We start from the raw sequence: 22,538 nt of genomic DNA on the forward strand, positions 1-22,538 counted from the left end.
ATGCATAAATACATCATACATCCTGATACCCATTCTAAATTAGCATCACAAACTGAAGACTGTTTTTTATTTGAGGATAAGTCAAAGTTGCGAATCCATAATGGAACTCCCATTTTGTTTAGTATTGATTCAATATTTAATGAAGAGGATGTTATTATTGCTAGAAAAACAACGCAGGACTCTGCTCATTTGGACACTTCTAATATAAAAAACTTTATACGTAGAAAATTACTTCCATCGCTTTGCAATGATTTTAATATTGATAAAAGATATGACGAACTGTCTACATTACTATCAGAGAGAAGCATTGTATTGATTATTGGTGTGGGAGAAAAAGCAGCGTATTATAAAAATAAGTTTTCACATTGTGTAGTAATAACATCTGATGTTCACAATGAGTTTAAACCGGATTATATCTTTGATGGGCATTACATTCCTTTTAGTGATAATTGTTTTGATATGGTTTTAGCAGCACAGGTTATTGAGCATACGATAAACCCATGGAAATTTTGTCAAGAGTTACAAAGAGTTACAAAAATTGGTGGATTATTACAAATTGAAGCCCCTCAAACTTTTCCGTATCACGCAGAACCATATGATTTTTTTAGGTTTACCTATACGGGAATGCGCAGTTTATTCCCACAATGCGCCGTCATTCATACTGAAATAACAGAAGGTAATGCTTCTATGGTTGCTGTCACGATATCAAATTATCTTATCAATACTAGTTCAAAAAGACTAATTAGAAGTAGCTGGTTATTTATAACACGTATATTGTTGGGATGGTTAAAATATTTAGATAAATTGCAAGCATTACCGAATAGACGTACAGTTTCAATGCCCAAAGGATATGCCTTTACTTTTAAAAAAGACACAGTACAAAGAAAACCGATTGAATTATTAAACGAGTTTTATGAATTGAAACGATGAGATTTTTAATTATCACACATGTTCCACATTGTATTGAGCTAAATTTATATTTCGCCTATGCGCCTTATGTTCGAGAAATGAATGTCTGGGGAAAGTATGTGGACGAATTTATTATTGTAGCTCCAGTAAAAGATTTCTCCAATGCAAAGATAGAGTGCCAATATGAACAGCCCAATATTACATTTTTACCCATTTCTACATTTGATTTATTAAGTGTCCAAAACGGCTTTAAAGCTTTCTTGAAAACACCCACTATAATTTGGCAAATTTTTAAGGCAATGAAGCGTTCTGATCATATTCATTTGCGGTGTCCGGGCAATATTGGTCTAATAGGATGCTTTGTCCAAATATTGTTTCCTCAAAAAACCAAAACAGCCAAATATGCCGGTAATTGGGATCCGAAATCCAAGCAGGCCCGAAGTTATCGGTTACAAAAGTGGATTCTGAGTAATACTTTCCTAACAAGAAATATGCAGGTTTTGGTTTATGGAAAGTGGGAAGGAAGTTCTAAAAATATTAAACCTTTTTTTACGGCAACTTATGACGAAGCAGATGCGATTCCACTAGTTACAAAGGAGGTAAATTGCAGTATTGATTTTGTTTTCGTTGGCACTTTGGTGAAAGGCAAAAATCCATTGTACGCTATACAATTAGTAGAACGTTTGATTCAAAAAGGATATCCTGTACAGTTAAGTTTATATGGGGAAGGAAGTGAGCGTATTATCCTTGAAAATTATATTAGCGACAAAAAATTAGAAAAACAAATTATTTTAGAAGGAAATCAGTCTAAGGAAACTCTCAAGGAGGCCTATAAACAGAGTCGTTTTGTGCTGTTGCCTTCCGATAGTGAAGGGTGGCCAAAAGCTATAGCTGAGGGAATGTTTTGGGGTTGTGTTCCATTGGCAACATCAGTATCTTGTGTTCCATTCATGTTAGATTTTGGAAATAGAGGCGCGCTGTTAGATATGAATTTAGAAAAAGATGTAATGCACATAGAAGCTATATTGAATAATCAACCCCTTTTCGATATGATGCAAAAGAAAGGGTGTGATTGGTCCAGAAAGTACACCCTAGACATTTTTGAAGAAGAGATAAAAAAGTTATTGCAACCATGAGGATTATCCAAATTATTGATTCGTTGGAGGCAGGAGGAGCTGAACGCATGGCGATAAATTATGCCAATGGCTTAACTGTAAAAGTCGAATTTTCAGGTTTAGTTACCACTCGAAAAGAAGGCCCGCTTTTATCTCAATTAGACGAAAGAGTGGATTATCTTTTTTTAAATAAACGAAATAGTTTTGATTTAAAAGCCTTGTTAAGGTTAAGATGGTTTGTAGTCAGGAATAAAGTTACAATAGTTCATGCTCATAGCACTTCTTTTTTTATAGCTTTTCTACTAAAACTAGTTTGTCCTTCGGTTAAAATACTATGGCATGACCATTACGGCGAAAGCGAGTTTTTGAATATGAGAGCTACATTAATGTTTAAAATAATACTTCCTTTTTTTAATGGAGTGATTAGTGTAAATCAAAAACTAAAATACTGGTCAGAGCGAAAAATAGGTTTTAAGAATACTATTTATTTGCCTAATTTCTCATCTAAAGAAAAGGGGATTGAAGCGGTGACTTTTTTGAAAGGAATTGAGGGTAAACGGATTGTGTGTTTGGCAAATTTGAGGCTACAAAAAAATCACTTTCTTCTATTGAAAGTAGCAAATAGGATTAGAGAAACCCATCCAGATTGGACTTTTCATTTGGTCGGTAAAGATTTTGAGGATGACTATTCAGCTGAAATTAAGAGGTTAGTTGTGGAGTATGATTTAAAAGAGATGGTTTTTGTGTACGGTAGCAAAAATGATATTCAAAATATATTGAAACAAGCCACTATTTGTATTTTAACTTCTCAATCAGAGGGTTTGCCTGTTGCGTTACTCGAATATGGGAGGGCTAAAAAACCAGTGGTAGTAACGGATGTGGGGGAAATGCCTGCAGTAATTCAAAATGGAAAAAATGGTTTTATAGTACCGAAAAAAGAGGAGTTGTTTTATGCAGCTCTTGTTGAATTGATAGTAGACGAAAATCTTCGCCGCGATTTTGGAGAAGTGATTTATAACGCAGTTTTAAATAACTATTCAGAAGAAGGGATTATAAAGCAATATTTAAATTGGTTGCAAAAGATTGATAAATGAAAAAAGAAGAACAATTCTATCTGTATTTAATTTTATTCCACGTAGCCATTGGGATTGGGATTTTTTTATTTCCATTTACCTCAAAAATATATGGCTATTCTATGTTTATAATAGGTACCTATTATGTAATTAAAACGCAAAACAGAAATAATGAAGCACTGATGGTGGCCGCGTACATCGCAGGGAGTGAAGTACTCTTGCGAATGACAGGGGGGAATATTACGTATGAATTTTCTAAATATGGTGTGATGCTATTTGTTTTAATGGGGATGTATTTTAGCGGCTTCTCCAAAGGCGCAGCGCCTTATTGGATCTTTTTATTGTTATTGGTTCCTGGGGTCGTTATTTCTACTTTTGTTTTAAACTTTGATACCAATGTTAAAAATACGATTGCGTTTAATATTTCTGGCCCGGTCTGTTTGGCAATAGCCTCTTTGTTCACCTATAGACGGAAAATTGGATTGGAGCAGATGAATTCGTTATTATTATGTATTGGGCTACCAATTATAAGTTGTACGGTGTATTTGAGCCTATACACACCAAGTATACGCGATATAGTTACAGGAACCGGTTCTAATTATGAAACTTCAGGGGGGTTTGGGCCTAATCAGGTGGCTACTTTTTTAGGATTGGGGATGTTCATTTTTTTTTCGCGGATTATATTAGAATCAAGGTCAAAATTCATGCTAATGTTAAATCTAATTATAGCACTTAACATAAGCTATAGGGGAATGGTTACCTTTTCTCGTGGCGGAATGATTACCGGTTTTTTGATGATTGTATTATTACTAATGTTCTTGTATCTTAAGTCTAATTTTAAGGGAAGGGTAAAACTAAATTATATTGTAGTGTTCATTAGTCTTGCCATGGTTGTTGTGTGGTCTTATACTTCTTTTCAAACCGGTGGGTTAATTAATAAGCGCTACAAGAACCAAGACGCAGCGGGTAGAGTAAAAGAAGACCAATTTACCGGAAGGGGGGATATTGCTGAAAATGAAATCAAAACTTTTCTGGCGAATCCTGTTTTTGGTGTGGGTGTGGGTAAGGGTGTTGAAGTTCGGGAAGTAGAGACTGGTATTGTTGTTTTATCGCATGACGAAATTACTAGAATGCTGGCGGAGCATGGGGCACTAGGTATTACAGGATTGTTAATTTTGTTTATCACGCCATTGGTCTTGTATCTGGAAAACAAGTTCAATATGTTTTTATTGTGTTTTGTGGCGTTCTGGTTTCTAACGATCAATCATGCCGCGATGCGAACGGCTATTCCTGCTTTTGTCTATTCCTTGTCTTTGTTGAATGTGCAGCTAGGGACGTCCTCTAAAAAAGAACAGTATTCGAATATAGAAAAGCGGTCTTAATTTAATTGAAAAGGAAGAAACAATGTTAATGGTAGTCGGTTTTGATAAAATTAAGAGGAATAAAAGCTAGATTAGTAATTGTTAAAAATTTTAACATTTCTTAAATCTATATTTGAACAAAATCACTAAATTGCGGGAATTACCACGAAAAAAATAATGCCGAAAAATAAAATACATTTTGAAATATCAGAGCGGAAAATGATTCTTCGTCTGTTTGATGTTGTTTTTGTTTTATGCGCTTTGTATTTGGCAGGTATTTTTTTCGATTTGGAATATCTAATAGCAGCTGTCACTAATGGGTATTGGGCTCTTTTTTTGGTAGTTTATCTCAGTGTTTTTGGGGCCATTTTTGAAATGTATAATCTACAGGTTGCCAGTAACGAGTTTCAAGTTTTAAAAAGTACGCTGTTAACGTCATCTACTACAGTTTTGGTCTATTTACTGACTCCTGTTTTTTCACCAGAACTTCCTTCTAACCGCCTTCAAATTTTAGCTTTCTACTGTGTTGTCTTCATCGTCTTGATTTTATGGAGGTTGTTTTATGTGCGTTTTTTAGCTAGTAATCGATTTCTTCAGAATGCAGTATTGATTTGTGAACAGGCACAAGTGGAAGAATTGATTCTAGGATTGGAAAGTATTGATCCACATTATAGAATCATTGGTTATGTAAGTGCTGATACAGCTGCAAATGTAAACTTTAGTCATCATCATTATGTGGAGTCTATAGATAAAAATAATTTGGCTTCTTTTGTAAAGAAAAATGCCGTTTCCGAAATTGTGATTGCTTCTCAAGAGACAGCTGGGATTACTAGTGAATTGTATCAGCAATTGATTCAGATGTTAGAATCTGGAAAGCTGATTAGGGAATATACCCAAGTTTATGAAAGCAAGACCCATCGCATAGCGGTACAATATATAGCAAGGGATTTTTATCGCTTTTTTCCGTTTAGCCGGAATAATCATAATAAATTATATTTAGCCGTTGTTCGGGTTTTTGAAATAGGACTTTCCATAATTGGTCTGTTTTTATGTTCGGTTTTAATACCCTTTATTGTCCTCGGAAATACAATCGGAAATAAGGGAAAATTATTTTACACACAAGAACGTGTAGGTAAGGACGGAGTTGTATTTGCCATTTTGAAATTTAGAAGTATGAGGAATAACTGCGAAAGTAATGGGGCAGTTTTTGCAACGACTGGCGATTGCAGAGTTACAGCTTTTGGAAAATTTATGCGTAAAACCCGCATTGACGAATTTCCTCAATTTCTTAATGTTTTAAGGGGAGATATGGCGATTGTAGGACCGCGGCCCGAGCGTCCTTTTTTTGTAAAAGAAATTTCAGAAATAATGCCGTTCTACGAGACTAGGCACGTTATAAAACCGGGGCTTACCGGTTGGGCGCAAGTCAATTATTCGTATGGAGCATCAATTGATGACAGCTTGATTAAATTGCAATACGATCTTTATTACATTAAACACAGAAGCTTTTATTTGGATTTGAATATTGCACTAAAAACCATTACAACGGTGTTGTTTTACAGAGGGCAGTAAGGGGTAATAGCAATGTCAATGACAATAGCAATGGCAATAACAATGATAATAACAATAACAATGTCAATACCAATGTCAATGATAATAACAATACCAATGGTAATTACCATAGCATTAGCAATGACAATTTCAAAAAGCAATTGTTTTTAAAGCGGCTGATTTAATTCAAAAACAATCCTTGATTTTGCTTGAAAAATCATTTTGAACTTTCCTCTATTCGATTTTATAATAGTCAATGCAGTTTTATAAAACCACGTTCCGGAACTCCCGAAAGCTTTCGGGACGAGATAAGATGAGCTCACCTTTTTTAGTGCTATATTTCGATGCTGTTTGACTGTCTGTCAAGCGGACTAAAGCAAAAAAAATGGAACGCAGATGACGCGGATTTTACGGATAAAAAGCGGATTTTATTAATTTTAATCTTTGGGAATCTGTTTCATCGGTGGTTCAATTTTTATATTGGTATAAGCAAACGATCGTGATTTAGTTTGTCTAGATAATAATGGGAATCTTCTTTTTGTTCTTTAATGCTAATTTTACCAATACTACACCACTCGTAATTATAAGAGGTAACACAATCAATAAATGCGCCTTGTTGATGAGTATAATTAAATATACAGCTAAAGAAAGCAGGTTAATCAAGCAGAGATTGTAAATCCATTTCTTGTTGTCTTTATAGTAGAAATAAAGTAGCGCAAGCAAGGCGGGGTTGAACAATAAAACATTGTAATTGTATGCCAATTCGTGATGACTCGAATAAAATCCAACAAACAAAAAGAACAACCCTAACATTCCCATTAGTAAAAAGTAGATTTGGTTTATTATTTTGCGATTCATAAAGAGTATGAATCCAAGAAGGAGGCCATACGTATAGAAATTATTCCACCAAGAGCTAGGAGGAGTTTCATTGTATTCGAGAAGTGTTTTGTTTTTCTTAGCAAGTAGATGGTTGTTGAACTGTACTGTTTTTAAACTTTTGTTTAATTCGAAGGGTAAAAAAATCTGCGTGCCTAGTTGATCTACTTTTTTTCCGAAAATAATACTAGTTCCCAGTTTTTCATAAAAATGTCCGTCAAAATAAGGATATAATATGGTTCTATAAGTGATGTCAGTATCGCTATTTTTTACGATCGCGGTAGTGCTTAAAGTTTTATTGATGATATCCACAACCATAGAGGTGCAGTTTTTATCGATAAATTTATAGGTGTAATGGCTTTCTCCCGAAGCTAAGGAAGTATTTAAGTTGTCAAACAATCTTTGTTTCAGTGTATCGGGAATGTTTAGTTCCTGCTCGTAAACAGATCTTCTTTCATAAGTATATTCATTTATGAAATCAGTGTATGGATGTGCAACGGCAAAATACTGTAGGTCTCCTTTTGTAAATTTCGCGACAAAGTTAGGTGTGTTAAAGTCGAAGGCACCATAGTTATATACCAAGTCTATAAATTGGTTTGGATCGCTAATTCGGATGGCTGTATGTCCAAAAAGGGAATACGATTCATTTCCAGTTCCACAAGTCAATACACTAACACGGGCATTTTCGGATAGTATAGGGGTTTGTCCAAAGCCAAAGTTTACTGAGGCAATTAGCAGAAGGAATAGAGCTGTTTTTTTAAATAATAATGATGAATTCATTGGGTATACTATTATGATAAATGGTGTGACTATTTGTTTAACTAAATCGGCTTATTCTATGTTACATCTTAAAAATGGTTCTAGATACATCACGCAAATAAGCGAGACACTCGAACTTACGTTTTTAAAATAGTACTCTTTATTATAAGTTTTTCAAAAATAAATTACTTTGCGAATCTTTGCGTTACAGTTTTTTTTTAAAATTACTCAATTCCTAAAAAGCGATAAATCTACTTTTAACGAAAATATATTCGAATACAAAGCAGCACTTTGATTTCCTAAATCGGTTAAGGCGTAATCCACTTGGATGCCTTTGTATTTAAAACCCAATCCGATGTTGGGTTGGAAACCTACTTTTTCGGTATTGTCTAGTTGTTCGATATTTTGGAAGTTTCCTACTCCAGCTCGCACAAAAACCAAGTCTGTATATCCAAACTCAAGTCCTAAGGCGGGGTCAACACTTACAAAATCAGAAGAAATCAGGTCGTTGGTTTTGGTAAAGCGCATGTTTACATTGGCCGCAGCCATAATGCTATAGTCATAGCGCACGATGAATTTTTTAGAAAGTCCTAATTGCGCTTTTGGAGCTGTAATTTCAGTACTTTCCGGAAGTTCTTGATTTTGTCCGGGTACTGCGTCGGCAATTTTTTGATATTCTTTTTCGTTTATGTTCCAGACATTATAGGTGGTGGTGATGTCGCGAACCATTAATCCAAATTGCCAGTCGTTTTTTTCAAACTGAAGACCTACGTCAAATCCAAATCCCCAGGAATCAGCAAATTTACCTATAATCCTTCTTATGATTTTTGCATTTACTCCATATTGAAATCCGGGAACGGCTAACTTTCGAGCATAAGAAAAGGTAAAGCCATAATCAGCCGTAGAAAAAAGACTGATTCTGTTGTAATCTATGTTTCCTTGACTGTCTATCAATTCAGTAGTGTTCAAAATATCGTCGACCCCAAAACGGATTAACGAAATTCCCCAGGCACTGCGGTCGTCAATTGGACTGGCATAGCCAATGTAATCGTACTGGGCGATATTTGCAAAATAATTAGCGTGCATCAAAGCCAATTGGTGGTCTTCTAATTTGGTTAGTCCTGCAGGATTCCAATAACCAGAATTCACGTCGGCAGTTGAAGCCGTAACCGCGTTAGCCATACCTAAGGCTGCTGCATCGACTCCAATATTCATAAACTCATTGGAATATTTTCTAACGGCTTGCCCGTAATTTACGGTACAAACCAAAAGCAATAAAAAGAATTGAATTTTTTTCAATCGTACAGTTTTTTACCAACCAAAGCAGGATTTAATTTTCATCAAAAATATAATATTTTGCTGAGCTTAGTTCGTTCTTTTACTAAATAAATAGGCTTGGCAGCGGTAGTGTTGATAATCTCTATAAAAAACGGCTGTTGCATTCACTTATTATATTAAATTTGTCAGCTAAGACTTTAAATTTCAATTTGCAATGAACATTAAAAAACACATTCCTAATTCAATAACATTACTTAATCTTTTGTGTGGCTGTATAGCGATGGTCTTCGTGACTAACTCTGATTTTGAAATGGCTTTTTATTTTGTATGTCTGGGGATCTTTTTAGATTTTTTTGATGGTTTTTTTGCTCGATTATTAAAAGTTTCAGGTCCGCTAGGGTTACAGTTAGATTCCTTAGCTGATATGGTTACCAGCGGCTTAGTACCAGGATATGTGATGTTTTATTTGCTTTCGAACAGTCAGCATGAAATTTCGACACACTTTATGATGCCGTATCTAGGATTTATTATCACGATGGGTTCTTGTTATCGATTGGCTGTTTTTAATATTGATACACGCCAGACGAATTCATTTATTGGATTGCCAACGCCAGCTAACGCACTCTTTATTTTAAGTTTACCTCTTGTACTGAAATATTCAGATTCTTTAGTTGTGCTTGAAATCTTGACTAACCAATGGGTTTTGTTAGCGATTACACTCTTTAGTGCTTATATCTTGAATGCAGAGATTCCATTATTTTCTTTGAAGGTTAAAAAGTTTAACCTTAAGGATAATGCACTCCAAATTGTCTTTTTATTCCTTTCTTTTTTATTGTTGATTTTTTTCCAATATGCAGGAATTCCATTGGTCATCATTGGGTATGTACTACTGTCAATAGTGAGCAATAAATTTTTATTGGATGAGAAAAAAAAGCGTTAGAAGAAAACCACTAGTACGTCGCGGGACTAAAAAGAAAGCTTCTTTTTTCTCTGGAAAAGTACTACGATTCGCGGTCCTTGCTTTTTTTATACTTCTCGTTTTGGGGATGGGCTATCACTATCGAAATGGTCTAGCTTATTATTTTAGCTTTAAATCAAATAAAGTTTTACGACAAGAGGCGGAAGACAAGCGTCTTTCGGATGTTCGAAATTACCAGGTTTTAGACAATCATGAAGGAAAAGCGATAGGATTGGACGTTTCTGAATACCAAGGTAAAATTAATTGGGTGGACGTTGATACCTTAGAAAGCAAATATCCTGTACACTTTGTTTTTATTCGGGCAACCGTTGGGAATGACCGACTGGACAAGCAATTTGATCAGAATTGGCTTGGCGCCAAAAAAAACAAACTGATTCGTGGTGCCTATCACTACTATCGTCCTAATGAAAACTCCTTAGAGCAAGCCGAACTTTTTATTAAAACAGTAACTTTAAGGAAAGGGGATTTACCTCCTGTTCTGGATATTGAAAAACTGCCTAAAAATCAATCGGTAGAACGACTGAAAATTGGGTTGAAAAGATGGTTGAAAAGGGTCGAAGAACATTATAAAGTAAAGCCTATTATCTATACCGGCGAAAGTTACTATGATGATTTTTTAAAAGAAGAATTCAGTGATTATCTTTTCTGGATCGCCAACTATAATTTTTACCGGGAAAATATGGAGGAAGATTGGCTGTTTTGGCAATTTACCGAAAAAGCTTCTGTCTCAGGAGTAAAAGGTAGTGTAGATGTGAATATCTATAATGGTGACTTGCAGCAGCTACAATTTATTACCATAGAATAGTTTTTAGTAGTATTGCTTTAGGATAATTATTTTTTTGGAGAGAAAAAAGCGATCCCAATTATAATGATTAGTACAAGTACAAATACCGCAACTGAGATAGTATTTGCGAAATTGACAGTCCAACCCATCCAAGAAATTCTTTTAGGCGGTAGAATACGTTTGTCTTCTCTATTGAAATAGAATATGCCCATGATCCAATTGTTAGGGTCTTTATGCCATTTCTCTAAAGTTTCTTTACTTGGTTTTTCGTTTTGATTCATTGTAGGGTTCGTTTTTAGATTAAGAATTTTTTGGTAATTAAACTTGTTACATTAGTACGTTCCTAGACATTGAGAATTTCTAGAAATGTTCTCAATAGATTTTAGAAGCAGTTTCATAGTTTAGCGCTTCGGAAGGGGCGAGAGTATCGAGAGCCTTCCTTACTCCAATGTTCTTGATAGTATTTTCACACATACAGTCTCCCCCTCCTTCGGAGGGGGCCAGGGGGAGGACCTTAAAACTCGATCTTCTTCTTCCTCAATTCAAAATTCTGTCCCAAGTAGACACGACGAACCATTTCATCTTCCACTAACTCTTCTGGAACTCCTGCTTTTAAGATTCCTCCTTCAAACATTAGGTAGGTTTTATCAGTAATAGCTAAAGTTTCCTGTACGTTGTGATCCGTGATAAGGATTCCGATGTTTTTATTTTTTAATTGCGCTACAATTCTTTGAATGTCTTCTACAGCTACAGGATCGACACCAGCAAATGGTTCATCAAGTAAGATGAATTTAGGATCGGTAGCTAGGCATCGTGCGATTTCAGTACGACGACGTTCTCCACCAGACAATAAATCACCACGATTGGTACGGATGTGTTCTAAGCTAAATTCTTCAATCAGACTTTCCATTTTAGCGACCTGTTCTTCTTTAGAAAGAGTAGTTAGTTGCAAAACACTCAAGATATTGTCTTCAATACTTAGTTTTCTGAAAACAGAAGCTTCTTGTGCCAAATATCCAATTCCTTGCTGTGCTCTTTTGTACATAGGATAATCGGTAATATCCAAATCGTCAAGGTAGATGTTACCTGAATTTGGTTTAACCAATCCTACAATCATATAGAAAGAAGTTGTTTTTCCGGCACCATTAGGTCCTAATAAACCAACGATTTCACCTTGATTTACTTCGACCGAAATGCCTTTTACTACACTTCTTCCTTTGTATGTTTTTACTAAGTTATCCGCTCTTAAAATCATATGCTTTGGTTTAAACGTTAGTCGTTTAATTGTTTAATCGCGTCAAATAAACGAATAACCAAATAAACAAATAACCCTATTAACAATTATTTAGTTTCTTCCCCGGTTTAGTTAGTAGTCTAAGAGGTCAAGAATTGCTTTTTTAATCAATGAAGAAGAATTTTATTTTGTTGTGGTTTCTTCTAAAGCTTCCCAAAACTCATAAGCTCTGCGTAAATGAGGCACTACAATGGTTCCACCCACTAAGGTTGCAATTCCCATTGCTTCCATCATTTCTTCTTTGGTTACTCCAATTTTATGACTGGTTTCTAAATGGTATTTCACGCAATCATCACAACGTAAAACGGCAGAAGCCACTAAGCCCAATAGTTCTTTCGTCTTCACATTAAGAGCACCTTCAGCATAAGCATTAGTGTCTAGGTTGAAAATTCGTTTTACAATTTTGTTGTTGTCAGCCAGTAATTTTTCGTTCATTCTAGAACGATATTCATTAAATTCTTCAATAATAGCAGCCATAATTATTCTTTTTTATTTTTAGATACAAATACCGAGATAAAGATACTTGCCTCATAGATTAATAGCATTGGGATTGCAACAATAGTTTGGCTTACTACATCCGGTGGTGTTACGATAGCGGCGATAATAAGAACAAGTACAATTGCATATTTTCTGTAGGTTCTTAAAAATTCAGGACTTACAAGTCCTAGTTTTGTCAAGAAATAGATAATAATTGGTAATTCAAAAAACAATCCACTCGCTAGGACAGATGTTTTTACCATTCCGATATAGGAATCTAAAGTAAACTGATTGAGTACTACAGGACTGACCGTAAAGGTGGCCACGAAGTTTACTGACATGGGGATGACTACAAAATAGCCAAACAGCACACCAATAAAGAAAAGTAACGAAGAAAAAAAGATGAATACCTTAGCATTTTTCTTTTCATTCATATAGAGTGCAGGACTGATGAATTTCCATATTTCCCATAATATATAAGGAAAGCTTAATATAAATCCAGCAAGAATACAGACCCAAATAAATACGTTTACTTGGCCTTCCATCTCGGTGTTCTGAATGATAAATGGCATTTCAGTAATACATATACTATCTGCGAAACCCAATGAATGAGATAGATCACAGAAAAAATGATAGGTAAAAAATGTTGGCCTTGTAGGTCCAAATATGATCGTGTCAAACAGGAAGTCACTAAAAAAATAAGTGGCGATAGCCATAATTATGATTGCTATCGTGCTGCGTACTAATAACCATCTTAAATCTTCTAGATGATCTAAAAACGACATTTCGTTTTGATTTTTCTTTGCCATTATACTATTCCTTCTTTTAAAATATCGTGTAGATGTAAAACGCCTTTGTACTCTCCATTGTCTACCACAACTAATTGTGTGATAGAGAAATCTTCGAGAATATTCAATGCGTCAACAACCATATCGTTTGATTGAATTAATTTTGGATTTTTGGTCATGATGTCTTTTGCGGTTAATTCTGCAAATGAATCTCTTTCGTTTAACATTCTTCGAATATCACCGTCTGTTATAATTCCGATTACTTTATCGTTTTCAATAACTGCAGTAACACCGAGGCGTTTTTCTGAGATTTCAAAAATCACTTGTTTTATTGCTGTATCTGGAGAAACCATAGGTTTTAAAGTATACTCTAACATGTCTTTAACTCTAAGTAATAATTTTTTACCTAAAGCACCTCCTGGGTGATATATTGCAAAATCTTCTGCTGAGAAATTTCGCATTTCCATTAGGCAAACAGCAATAGCATCACCCATCACTAATTGAGCAGTAGTGCTATTGGTAGGAGCCAGGTTGTTTGGACAAGCTTCAGCATCTACAGTAGTGTTTAAAACATAGTCAGATCCTTTAGCAAGAAATGAAGTCATGTTGCCGGTTATGGCAATCAATGTGTTTCCAAAACGTTTTAAAAAAGGAACAACAGCTTTTATTTCAGGGCTATTTCCGCTTTTTGAAATACAGATGATAATATCGTCCTTTTGTACCATACCTAAGTCTCCATGAATCGCTTCAGAGGCATGAAGAAACATCGATGGTGTTCCTGTAGAGTTAAATGTAGCGACCATTTTTTGAGCAATAATGGCACTTTTTCCGATTCCTGTTACGATTAATCTTCCTTTAGAATTATAGATTGCCTGCGTTGCATCTGAGAAATTATCGTCCAGAAAATCAGTTAGTTTGGTAATTGACTCGCTCTCAGACAGAATGGTTTTTTTGGCTATTGCCAATATGTTTTCTTTAGATATCAAAACAGAATGTTTAAAATTTGTGAGTGTAAAAGAATTTAGTATCTTTATGTGATGCAAATTTATACAAAATACCACATAATACCATACAATAAAGAATGAATTCAAACGAAATTGATATACATAAAGAATTAAAGAAATATTTTGGCTTTAGCCAATTTAAAGGGCTGCAGGAACAGGTCATCAAAAGTTTGCTTAATAAACAAAATACTTTTGTAATTATGCCTACTGGCGGTGGTAAATCACTCTGTTATCAGCTACCAGCTTTAGTTCAAGAAGGAACAGCAATTGTTGTTTCTCCCTTGATTGCTTTAATGAAAAACCAAGTAGACGCCATTAGAAGTTTGTCTTCAGAAAGTGGTATTGCCCATGTTTTAAATTCATCACTCACAAAAACAGAGATCGCTCAAGTTAAAAAGGATATTACTTCTGGATTGACGAAGCTGTTGTATGTTGCTCCGGAATCTTTGACAAAAGAGGAGAATGTCAATTTTCTTAAAAATGTGACTATTTCTTTTGTAGCCATTGATGAGGCGCATTGTATTTCCGAGTGGGGTCATGATTTTAGGCCGGAATACAGAAATCTAAAAAATATAATTAAACAATTGGGCGATGTGCCTGTCATCGGTCTTACCGCTACGGCTACGCCAAAAGTTCAGGAAGATATTCTGAAAAATTTAGATATGTGTGATGCGACTACTTTTAAAGCATCATTTAACAGACCTAATCTATATTATGAGGTACGAACAAAAACCAAAAATATAGAATCAGATATTATTCGTTTTATAAAACAACACAAAGGGAAATCTGGAATTATTTATTGCCTAAGCCGTAAAAAAGTAGAAGCAATTGCTCAGGTATTACAGGTCAACGGAATAAGTGCAGTACCTTATCATGCAGGATTAGACGCTAAAACACGGGCAAGACATCAGGACATGTTTCTTATGGAAGATGTCGATGTAGTGGTGGCGACAATTGCTTTTGGAATGGGAATTGACAAGCCAGATGTTCGTTTTGTAATTCACCATGATATTCCAAAATCGCTAGAAAGTTATTATCAGGAAACAGGTCGCGCTGGTAGGGATGGTGGAGAAGGACATTGTCTTGCTTACTATTCTTATAAAGATGTGGAGAAGTTAGAAAAATTCATGTCTGGTAAACCGGTTGCTGAGCAGGAAATAGGATTTGCTTTATTGCAAGAAGTGGTGGCATATGCCGAAACTTCAATGTCGAGAAGAAAGTTTCTACTTCATTATTTTGGTGAGGAATTCGACAGTGAAACTGGAGAAGGTGCTGATATGGATGATAATGTAAGGAATCCAAAAGCGAAAGTAGAGGCTCAAAATCAGGTAGTGAAACTATTGGAAGTGGTACGCGATACTAAACATTTATATAAATCAAAAGAAATTGTTTTTACATTAATCGGTAGAGTCAATGCAGTAATAAAAGCCCACAGGACGGATTCGCAACCTTTTTTTGGGAGCGGTATCGCTTTTGATGAAAAATATTGGATGGCCTTATTGAGACAAGTGCTCGTGGCAGGTTATTTATCTAAAGATATTGAAACCTATGGTATCGTAAAAATAACAGATAAAGGACTAGATTTTATTAAGAATCCAAGCTCTTTTATGATGTCTGAAGATCATGAATACAATGAGGCAGGAGACGAAGCAATTGTGACTGCGTCTAAATCTGCTGGCGCTATAGATGAGGTATTGATGGGTATGTTACGTGATTTGCGTAAAAAAGTATCTAAAAAACTGGGCGTACCGCCATTTGTTGTTTTTCAAGATCCTTCATTGGCAGATATGGCTTTGAAATATCCTATTTCTTTAAATGAATTGATTAATATTCATGGAATTGGAGAAGGAAAAGCGAAGAAATATGGTGCCGAATTTGTGGATTTAATAAATCGTTACGTTGTCGATAATGAGATTGTTCGTCCAGATGATTTGGTTGTAAAATCTACAGGGACTAAGTCAGCCATGAAATTATATATTATTCAAAATGTTGACAGAAAATTGTCTTTAGATGATATCGCTAAAGCAAAAGGGTTGACAATGGAAGCCTTACTTAAGGAAATGGAGCAAATTGTCTATTCAGGAACTAAATTGAATATCAAATATTGGGTTGATGAAATGCTTGATGACGAACAACAAGAAGAGATTTATGATTATTTTATGGAATCAGAATCAGATAAGATAGAAGGCGCCTTAAAAGAATTTGAAGGGGATTACGACATTGATGAATTGCGCTTGATGCGAATAAAATTCATCAGTGAAGTAGCGAATTAGAAAAGTATTCAGTTAACAGTATTCAGAGATTCTGCTACTATTTGACTTTTGAAAATACTGATAAAACATATCCGCAAACTTGTCATTCTGACGAAGGAGGAATCGCTGTTAGCTGAGCAGCTTGATGAGATTCTTCGTTCCTCAGAATGACAAACTAGTTTTCAGCGTTCAGAAATACAGTAAGCTGAATGATGACTACTGATTACTTTCTTCATAAAGTTCGCCACGATGCGGTTTCAAGGCATCACGTACCTGAATCATATTTTCATCAGTAACAACCATAAAAGCAATTGCTTGCATTTCGCCCTGGATCTTAAAACCAGTAATGTTTAATGGTAATTTTTCAATTGCGATGTATTCTTTAAGGTGAATTTCGTGATGTTCAGCTGTTTTTGCGGAAGCGGGTCCGCGGAAATCCCATATTAGTTTTATTTGTCTGGACATGCTAAGATAGTATAAGGTTCAAAGAGGCAAAGTTACAAAGTTTCCAAGACGAAAAATAATTACCGCCAAAACAAACAATCAAATCCACTTCAAAATACTATTTTTGCACTTTGTTTTTCGATAAAGACAAGGGACAAATAACCGAATTAGCACTAAAGAAATGCCTCAAGAACACCTATTACAAGTATCTCCAGAAATTGCTGCAAACGAAATGTTGCTTAAGGAACACCTTGGAAAACTACTAAAAATTTCTCCAAAAGAAATTCAGCATGTTTCCATTTTAAAACGTTCTATTGATGCACGTCAAAAAGCAATTAAAATCAATCTTAAAGTGGTGGTGTATTTGAAAGGGGAACCTTTTGAAGAAAATAAAATACAACTTCCAGATTATGGAAATGTAGCAAACGCTCAGGAAGTAATTGTTGTTGGTGCAGGACCTGCCGGACTGTTTGCCGCCTTGCAGTTAATTGAATTAGGCTTAAAGCCAATAGTTCTCGAAAGAGGGAAAGATGTACGTGGTCGTCGTCGTGACTTAAAAGCAATCAATGTAGATCATCTTGTAAATGAAGATTCTAATTATTGTTTTGGAGAAGGCGGAGCAGGAACGTATTCTGATGGAAAATTATATACGCGATCTAAAAAAAGAGGAGATGTAACCCGAATTCTGGAATTATTAGTGGCATATGGTGCTACTCCGGATATTTTGGTAGAAGCGCATCCTCATATTGGAACTAATAAATTACCCCAAATTATTCAAGATATTCGCGAGAAAATCATAGAATGTGGCGGTGAAGTTTTATTCGAAACTCGAGTAACTGATATTTTAGTGAAAAATAATGAAGTTCAGGGAATCGTAACCCAAAAGGGAGATACGATTTTAGCCAATAAAATGATTTTAGCGACTGGACATTCTGCAAGAGATATTTTTGAATTATTAGATCGAAAAAAGATATTTATTGAGGCAAAAGCTTTTGCTTTGGGCGTAAGAGCCGAGCATCCACAATCTTTAATTGATAGTATTCAATATAGTTGCGATTATCGTGGCGAACTTTTGCCGCCTGCTCCTTATAGTATTGTAAAGCAAGTGGGAGGCAGAGGAATGTATTCTTTTTGTATGTGTCCCGGTGGCGTAATCGCTCCTTGTGCTACCAGTCCGGGTGAAGTAGTGACAAACGGTTGGTCTCCTTCAAAAAGAGATCAGGCAACAGCAAATTCTGGTATTGTAGTTGAATTAAAGCTAGAAGACTTTAAACCCTTTGCTAAATTTGGTGCTTTGGCAGGAATGGAATTCCAAAAAAGCATCGAACAACGCGCCTGGCATCTAGCTGGGGAAACTCAAAAAGTACCGGCACAAAGAATGATTGATTTTACACAAAGTAAAGTTTCTTCAGATATTCCAAAAACCTCTTATGTTCCTGGGACAACTTCTGTTGAAATGGGACAGGTTTTCCCTGGTTTCTTAACTCAGATATTAAGAGAAGGATTTTCTGAGTTTGGGAAATCTATGCGTGGGTATTTGACTAATGATGCGATATTACATGCACCCGAATCGAGGACGTCTTCGCCAGTACGAATTCCAAGAGACCCAATTACCTATGAACATCTGCAAATAAAAGGATTGTATCCGTGTGGTGAAGGAGCAGGTTATGCGGGCGGAATTATTTCGGCTGCTATTGATGGAGAGAAATGTGCTTTGATGATTGGCGAAAGTTTGCATAAAAAAACCTCGATTTAATTTTAAATAAATCGAGGCCAGTATTTTAGTTGTTCATTCTAATTAAGGAATCAGAATTATTTTTCCAGTACTTTTTCTGCTTTCTAGATAATCATGTGCTTTCTTACCTTCGGATAATTTAAAGATAGTAGGAGGAGCAATTGTAATTTTATTGCTGCTGATCCAGTCAAACAATTGGTGGGCTCTTTTGATACGTTGTTCTTTAGATGTCAGATAGCTCCATAAATCTCCGCCAGTTAAGGTTTTTGAAGTGTCCATTAACATTCTTGGGTTGATAAAATCTGGATCTCCACCTGCCATCCCGAAAAATACTACTTGTCCGCAAGCTTTAGTTACTTCAAAACTATCACTTAATGTGCTGCCCACACTGTCGTAAACGACATCTACTCCTTTAGGACAATATTCTAATACCTGAGATTTCCAGTCTTCAGAATATAAAAACACTTTGTCAGCTCCGTTTTTCATAGCCATTTCAGCTTTAGATACTGATGAAGTTAGGCCAATGACGTTGGCGCCTAGTAGTTTGCTGATTTGAGTTAGAAATTGACCGACTCCTCCCGCTGAAGCATGTATAAGCACGGTTTCGCCTTTTTGTGTTTTATGACTGTCAGTCGCTAGATAATGAGCAGTTAATCCCTGAAGAAGAATGGTAGCGGCAGTTTCAAAACTAATGGCATTCGGTAATGGAATGACATGTTCTTGGGGAACAGCTACTAATTCTGAATTGGCAAAGGGAACATCAGCAAATGCGATGCGATCTCCAACATTGAACTCCGTGTTATTAGAGTCAACCACAATACCTGCACCCTCATAACCTGCAATGAACGGAGGATTTCCTTTTAAATGATAATTCCCTTTTCGTCGGTACACATCGGCAAAATTTAATCCTATTGCGCGCATTTCGACTAGAATTTCATCTTTTTTTAGTACTGGCGCAGGTATATCTATATATTCAAGGACATCTGAATTCCCAAATGCCGAAAAAGTAAGTGCTTTCATGTTTGAAATGGTATTTTTTTGAAAGGCAAAGTACGGGAAATTAAAATTCAGTCGGGTTTAATGCAATCATAAAAAAGATACAATTGACCTTGACCAACTTATTTTTTAAAAAGATGTTTGTTAATTTTATCTAACAATAATTTTTCGTCGATTGGTTTTGATATGTAATCATTCATTCCCACTGAGATGCATTTTTCTACATCGGCAGTGGTGACATCAGCAGTAAGAGCAATAATTGGAATTTTAGAATTTAGAACATTACGGATGTATGACGTAGTCTCGAAACCATTCATTACCGGCATTTGTAAGTCCATTAAAACAATGTCATAGTTGTTTTTTTGAAGTAAATCGACCGCGATCTGGCCATTGTCAGCCATCTCAATATCAAATCCAAAATCTAATAATATTATTTTTATTAAAAGTTGGTTTAGGATTATATCTTCGACAACCAATACTTTTGTTCCTTTGGTCATTGATTCTGTAGAAATATCAAGTCTTATTGTTTCCGGTTCAGTGTCGCTTGCGATTTCTTGTGGGTTAGGTTTTATGAAATTCATTTTAAACCCAAAAGACGATCCTTTTCCTTCTTCACTAAATGCTATTATTGTTCCTCCTTGCATTTCGACCAATTGCTTTACGATAGCAAGGCCGAGACCTGTTCCTCCATAGGAGTTGCTAATTGCTTTAGTAGCCTGTTCAAAATTTTTAAATATGTGTTCAAGTCTGTCTTGAGCAATTCCAATCCCCGTGTCAGTTACTAGAAATTCAATGGTACAAGACTCAGTGTTTTCGTTCAACAGCCGCGTGTTTATGCTTATTTTTCCTTTTGAAGTAAACTTAATGGCATTGCTCATTAAATTCAAAATAATCTGACGCAAACGCATCGGATCTCCAATCAAAAGTTTAGGAATAGCTGGATCATAGTTATGGGATAATGCTATGTTTTTTTCTAGCATCTTTTGTTCAAAAAGATGAAGTGTTGCAGAAATGGACTTCGATAGTTTGAAAGCCGTTTTCTCAAAGCTCATCATTCCTGCATCTACCTTTGCAATGTCTAAGATGTCATTAATTAAGATAATTAAAGCATCTCCTGATTCCTTAATTGCGCTGATATATTCTTTTTGAGACTTATTTAACTCGGTCTTTAAAACGACATTGGTAAATCCAATAATCGCATTCATTGGAGTTCTAATCTCGTGGCTCATATTTGACAAAAACTGCTGTTTTGACCTTACGGCTTCTTCTGCAATTAGTGTTTTTTGCTCTGCATTAATTTTTGATTCAATTAATGCGTTTTTTGCCAATACCTGTTCTGTTACTTCGTAGGCAATTATGGTTACTCCCGATATCGTTTTGTCTGCCTCGTAATAGGGCTGATATACAAAGTTAAAATAAACCTGTTCTAATTTGCCATTGCGAACTAAAGGTGCCAAAAGCTCATTTCCGTAAAAAGGAACCCCTGTGGTATATACATTGTTTAGCAATGTAGGGAATTCTGTATTCTTAAGTTCAGGTAAAATAGTGGTAAACTCTTTTCCTATGACGTCATTACCCTTTCCCCAAGTTTCTTTGATGCTGTCATTTGCTAAAGTAACTACCATATTTTTACCTTTTAATATTGCTATGGCAAAAGGGGATTTGGTAAGTAGCATATTATAGCGCTTCTCACTATCTTCAATTTTTTTCAGTGCTTTTTTTTCAGTCTCAAGCTGCTTCTCCCATGCTTTTTTTTCTTTCGACTGTAGTTCAAGGGATAATCGTCGTATTTCAGAAATATCTTTGATAGCTAACAGGATTAATTGCTCTCCGTGTGTTTTTTGAAAAATGCTTTTAGCGTTAAATAATATTGTTTTTTCACCTTTATCAGAAAATGGATTTGTCACTTCTAGATCCTGAGAGCTTATTCCAGAGGTAAGAATGTTTTGAATTAGCAGCCGTAATTCGGGGATGTCCCATTGCTTGTTGTTAAGGTCGAATAGAGCAATTCCTTCGGCCTCGCCTTTACGGATGGAGTATTCTTTGCAAAAAGATGTACTGGCAGATTTAATTTCTAAGTCTTCATTGAGTATCAACATGGGTTCGTTGATCGTTGCAATAATTTCTTCAGAATATTCGTATGATTCTGCCAACAGCTCAGTGTGAGTTTTAAGTTTAAGATTGTTGGATATTAGTTCTTTATTTGCGGTCACATCTTCAATCATCTGAATGATGTAATTCACATTGTTATTTTTGTCTAGCAATGGTGAGTTGACAACCCTCCAGTAGCGTTCTTCACATTCACCGCCTTTTGATTGTGGTTTTCTAATATCATGTTTTTGAATGTCCATTTTATCGGCAACATGATACTCAAGTACGCGATTTAAGGAAGTACGCAACAAATTCAGTGTGTCTGCGGTTTTGTTTGTGGGATTATCAGGAAACACATCAAAAATACTTTTGTTTACAACATCTGCTCTTTCAGTCATTGTAGTTTTTAAATAGGTATCAGAGATTGTGACTATATTAAAATGGGAATCTAACACTAATAATAGGGCGGGAGATTGTTCAAATAGGCTGATGTAGTCGCTACTATCCATAGAATGTTAAATTAAATACTGCAGTGTTTTTGTGTTTTTAAATAGTAATAATTTAAGATTCCTTTTTCAATAAAAATCAGGTAAAGATACATAAAAAACAATGTGATATTATTTAATTATTAGACGGTAAATCATGTGAATAAATCTATAATATAGTTTGGAATGTTAGCATGAATAATTGTTTTTATTTAGCTGAGTTATCTTTTTTATAGAAGATTGTTGGTTGCGATTTGTACGTTATTTTTAAATTAAAAGGCTGTAGC

At 35.3% G+C, this 22,538-nt stretch carries 19 protein-coding genes; 9 read left to right on the forward strand and 10 right to left on the reverse strand.

The genetic code is table 11. The features are described 5' to 3' along the window. The 5 genes from BLV35_RS14600 to BLV35_RS14620 all read left to right on the forward strand — a co-directional run bounded on the left by BLV35_RS14600 (position 1) and on the right by BLV35_RS14620 (position 6,030). On the forward strand, positions 1 to 930 hold the full coding sequence (locus BLV35_RS14600) for a methyltransferase domain-containing protein (protein ID WP_091091906.1): 930 nt from the start codon (positions 1 to 3) through the stop codon (positions 928 to 930). Then, complete coding sequence (locus BLV35_RS14605; protein WP_091091908.1) at positions 927 to 2,045, forward strand: glycosyltransferase; 1,119 nt, start codon at positions 927 to 929, stop codon at positions 2,043 to 2,045. Before BLV35_RS14600 ends, BLV35_RS14605 begins: the two co-directional genes overlap by 4 nt. Then, positions 2,042 to 3,118, forward strand: coding sequence for a glycosyltransferase family 4 protein (locus tag BLV35_RS14610; protein ID WP_091091911.1), 1,077 nt, complete (start codon positions 2,042 to 2,044; stop codon positions 3,116 to 3,118). The genes BLV35_RS14605 and BLV35_RS14610 overlap by 4 nt, the downstream gene beginning before the upstream one ends. Then, the gene (locus BLV35_RS14615; RefSeq protein WP_091091914.1) at positions 3,115 to 4,479 is read left to right on the forward strand and encodes an O-antigen ligase family protein; all 1,365 of its coding nucleotides are present in this window, start codon (positions 3,115 to 3,117) and stop codon (positions 4,477 to 4,479) included. Before BLV35_RS14610 ends, BLV35_RS14615 begins: the two co-directional genes overlap by 4 nt. Positions 4,480 to 4,632: 153 nt before the next feature. After that, positions 4,633 to 6,030: a sugar transferase gene (locus tag BLV35_RS14620; RefSeq protein ID WP_394331048.1), complete on the forward strand. Its 1,398-nt coding sequence runs from the start codon at positions 4,633 to 4,635 to the stop codon at positions 6,028 to 6,030. Between the two features lie 492 nt (positions 6,031 to 6,522). Here BLV35_RS14620 and BLV35_RS14625 read toward each other — a convergent pair whose 3' ends face one another. Then, on the reverse strand, positions 6,523 to 7,665 hold the full coding sequence (locus BLV35_RS14625) for a lipoprotein N-acyltransferase Lnb domain-containing protein (RefSeq protein WP_091091919.1): 1,143 nt from the start codon (positions 7,663 to 7,665) through the stop codon (positions 6,523 to 6,525). Positions 7,666 to 7,872: 207 nt separating this feature from the next. Beyond that, entirely contained in the window at positions 7,873 to 8,943 is a 1,071-nt protein-coding gene (locus BLV35_RS14630; RefSeq protein WP_449403929.1) for a putative type IX sorting system protein PorV2, read from the reverse strand. 193 nt (positions 8,944 to 9,136) lie between these two features. On the opposite strand from BLV35_RS14630, the gene BLV35_RS14635 reads away from it, so the two are divergent. Continuing rightward, complete coding sequence (locus tag BLV35_RS14635; RefSeq protein WP_091091921.1) at positions 9,137 to 9,862, forward strand: CDP-alcohol phosphatidyltransferase family protein; 726 nt, start codon at positions 9,137 to 9,139, stop codon at positions 9,860 to 9,862. Further along, the gene (locus BLV35_RS14640) at positions 9,843 to 10,706 is read left to right on the forward strand and encodes a glycoside hydrolase family 25 protein (protein ID WP_091091923.1); all 864 of its coding nucleotides are present in this window, start codon (positions 9,843 to 9,845) and stop codon (positions 10,704 to 10,706) included. Before BLV35_RS14635 ends, BLV35_RS14640 begins: the two co-directional genes overlap by 20 nt. A gap of 26 nt (positions 10,707 to 10,732) precedes the next feature. On the opposite strand, the gene BLV35_RS14645 is transcribed toward BLV35_RS14640, so the two are convergent. The 5 genes from BLV35_RS14645 to BLV35_RS14665 all read right to left on the reverse strand — a co-directional run bounded on the left by BLV35_RS14645 (position 10,733) and on the right by BLV35_RS14665 (position 14,230). Continuing rightward, on the reverse strand, positions 10,733 to 10,966 hold the full coding sequence (locus BLV35_RS14645) for a DUF5808 domain-containing protein (protein ID WP_091091926.1): 234 nt from the start codon (positions 10,964 to 10,966) through the stop codon (positions 10,733 to 10,735). Positions 10,967 to 11,199: 233 nt separating this feature from the next. After that, the gene (gene lptB / locus BLV35_RS14650) at positions 11,200 to 11,940 is read right to left on the reverse strand and encodes an LPS export ABC transporter ATP-binding protein (protein WP_091091928.1); all 741 of its coding nucleotides are present in this window, start codon (positions 11,938 to 11,940) and stop codon (positions 11,200 to 11,202) included. A gap of 162 nt (positions 11,941 to 12,102) precedes the next feature. After that, positions 12,103 to 12,456 (reverse strand): carboxymuconolactone decarboxylase family protein, encoded by a 354-nt coding sequence (locus BLV35_RS14655; protein WP_091091931.1) that lies wholly within the window; start codon positions 12,454 to 12,456, stop codon positions 12,103 to 12,105. A gap of 2 nt (positions 12,457 to 12,458) precedes the next feature. Beyond that, a complete protein-coding gene (tatC, locus tag BLV35_RS14660) occupies positions 12,459 to 13,265 on the reverse strand; it encodes a twin-arginine translocase subunit TatC (RefSeq protein WP_091091933.1) in 807 nt (268 codons plus the stop codon). Beyond that, the gene (locus BLV35_RS14665) at positions 13,265 to 14,230 is read right to left on the reverse strand and encodes a KpsF/GutQ family sugar-phosphate isomerase (protein ID WP_176980630.1); all 966 of its coding nucleotides are present in this window, start codon (positions 14,228 to 14,230) and stop codon (positions 13,265 to 13,267) included. The genes tatC and BLV35_RS14665 overlap by 1 nt, the downstream gene beginning before the upstream one ends. Positions 14,231 to 14,325: 95 nt before the next feature. Here BLV35_RS14665 and BLV35_RS14670 point away from each other — a divergent pair, with 95 nt between their 5' ends. Then, positions 14,326 to 16,521, forward strand: coding sequence for an ATP-dependent DNA helicase RecQ (locus BLV35_RS14670; protein ID WP_091091936.1), 2,196 nt, complete (start codon positions 14,326 to 14,328; stop codon positions 16,519 to 16,521). A gap of 195 nt (positions 16,522 to 16,716) precedes the next feature. Here the strand turns inward: BLV35_RS14670 and BLV35_RS14675 are convergent, their stop codons facing one another. Further along, entirely contained in the window at positions 16,717 to 16,965 is a 249-nt protein-coding gene (locus BLV35_RS14675; protein WP_091091939.1) for a hypothetical protein, read from the reverse strand. 160 nt (positions 16,966 to 17,125) lie between these two features. On the opposite strand from BLV35_RS14675, the gene BLV35_RS14680 reads away from it, so the two are divergent. Beyond that, positions 17,126 to 18,700 carry an NAD(P)/FAD-dependent oxidoreductase gene (locus BLV35_RS14680; RefSeq protein WP_091091942.1) on the forward strand — a complete coding sequence of 525 codons (1,575 nt, stop codon included), beginning with the start codon at positions 17,126 to 17,128 and terminating at the stop codon, positions 18,698 to 18,700. 42 nt (positions 18,701 to 18,742) lie between these two features. Here the strand turns inward: BLV35_RS14680 and BLV35_RS14685 are convergent, their stop codons facing one another. Next, positions 18,743 to 19,699: a quinone oxidoreductase family protein gene (locus BLV35_RS14685; RefSeq protein WP_091091945.1), complete on the reverse strand. Its 957-nt coding sequence runs from the start codon at positions 19,697 to 19,699 to the stop codon at positions 18,743 to 18,745. 98 nt (positions 19,700 to 19,797) lie between these two features. Further along, on the reverse strand, positions 19,798 to 22,275 hold the full coding sequence (locus BLV35_RS14690; protein WP_091091948.1) for a PAS domain-containing hybrid sensor histidine kinase/response regulator: 2,478 nt from the start codon (positions 22,273 to 22,275) through the stop codon (positions 19,798 to 19,800). Positions 22,276 to 22,538 lie beyond the last annotated feature (263 nt).

It is taken from the genome of Flavobacterium gillisiae, assembly GCF_900107635.1.
GTDB classification, from domain to species: domain Bacteria; phylum Bacteroidota; class Bacteroidia; order Flavobacteriales; family Flavobacteriaceae; genus Flavobacterium; species Flavobacterium gillisiae.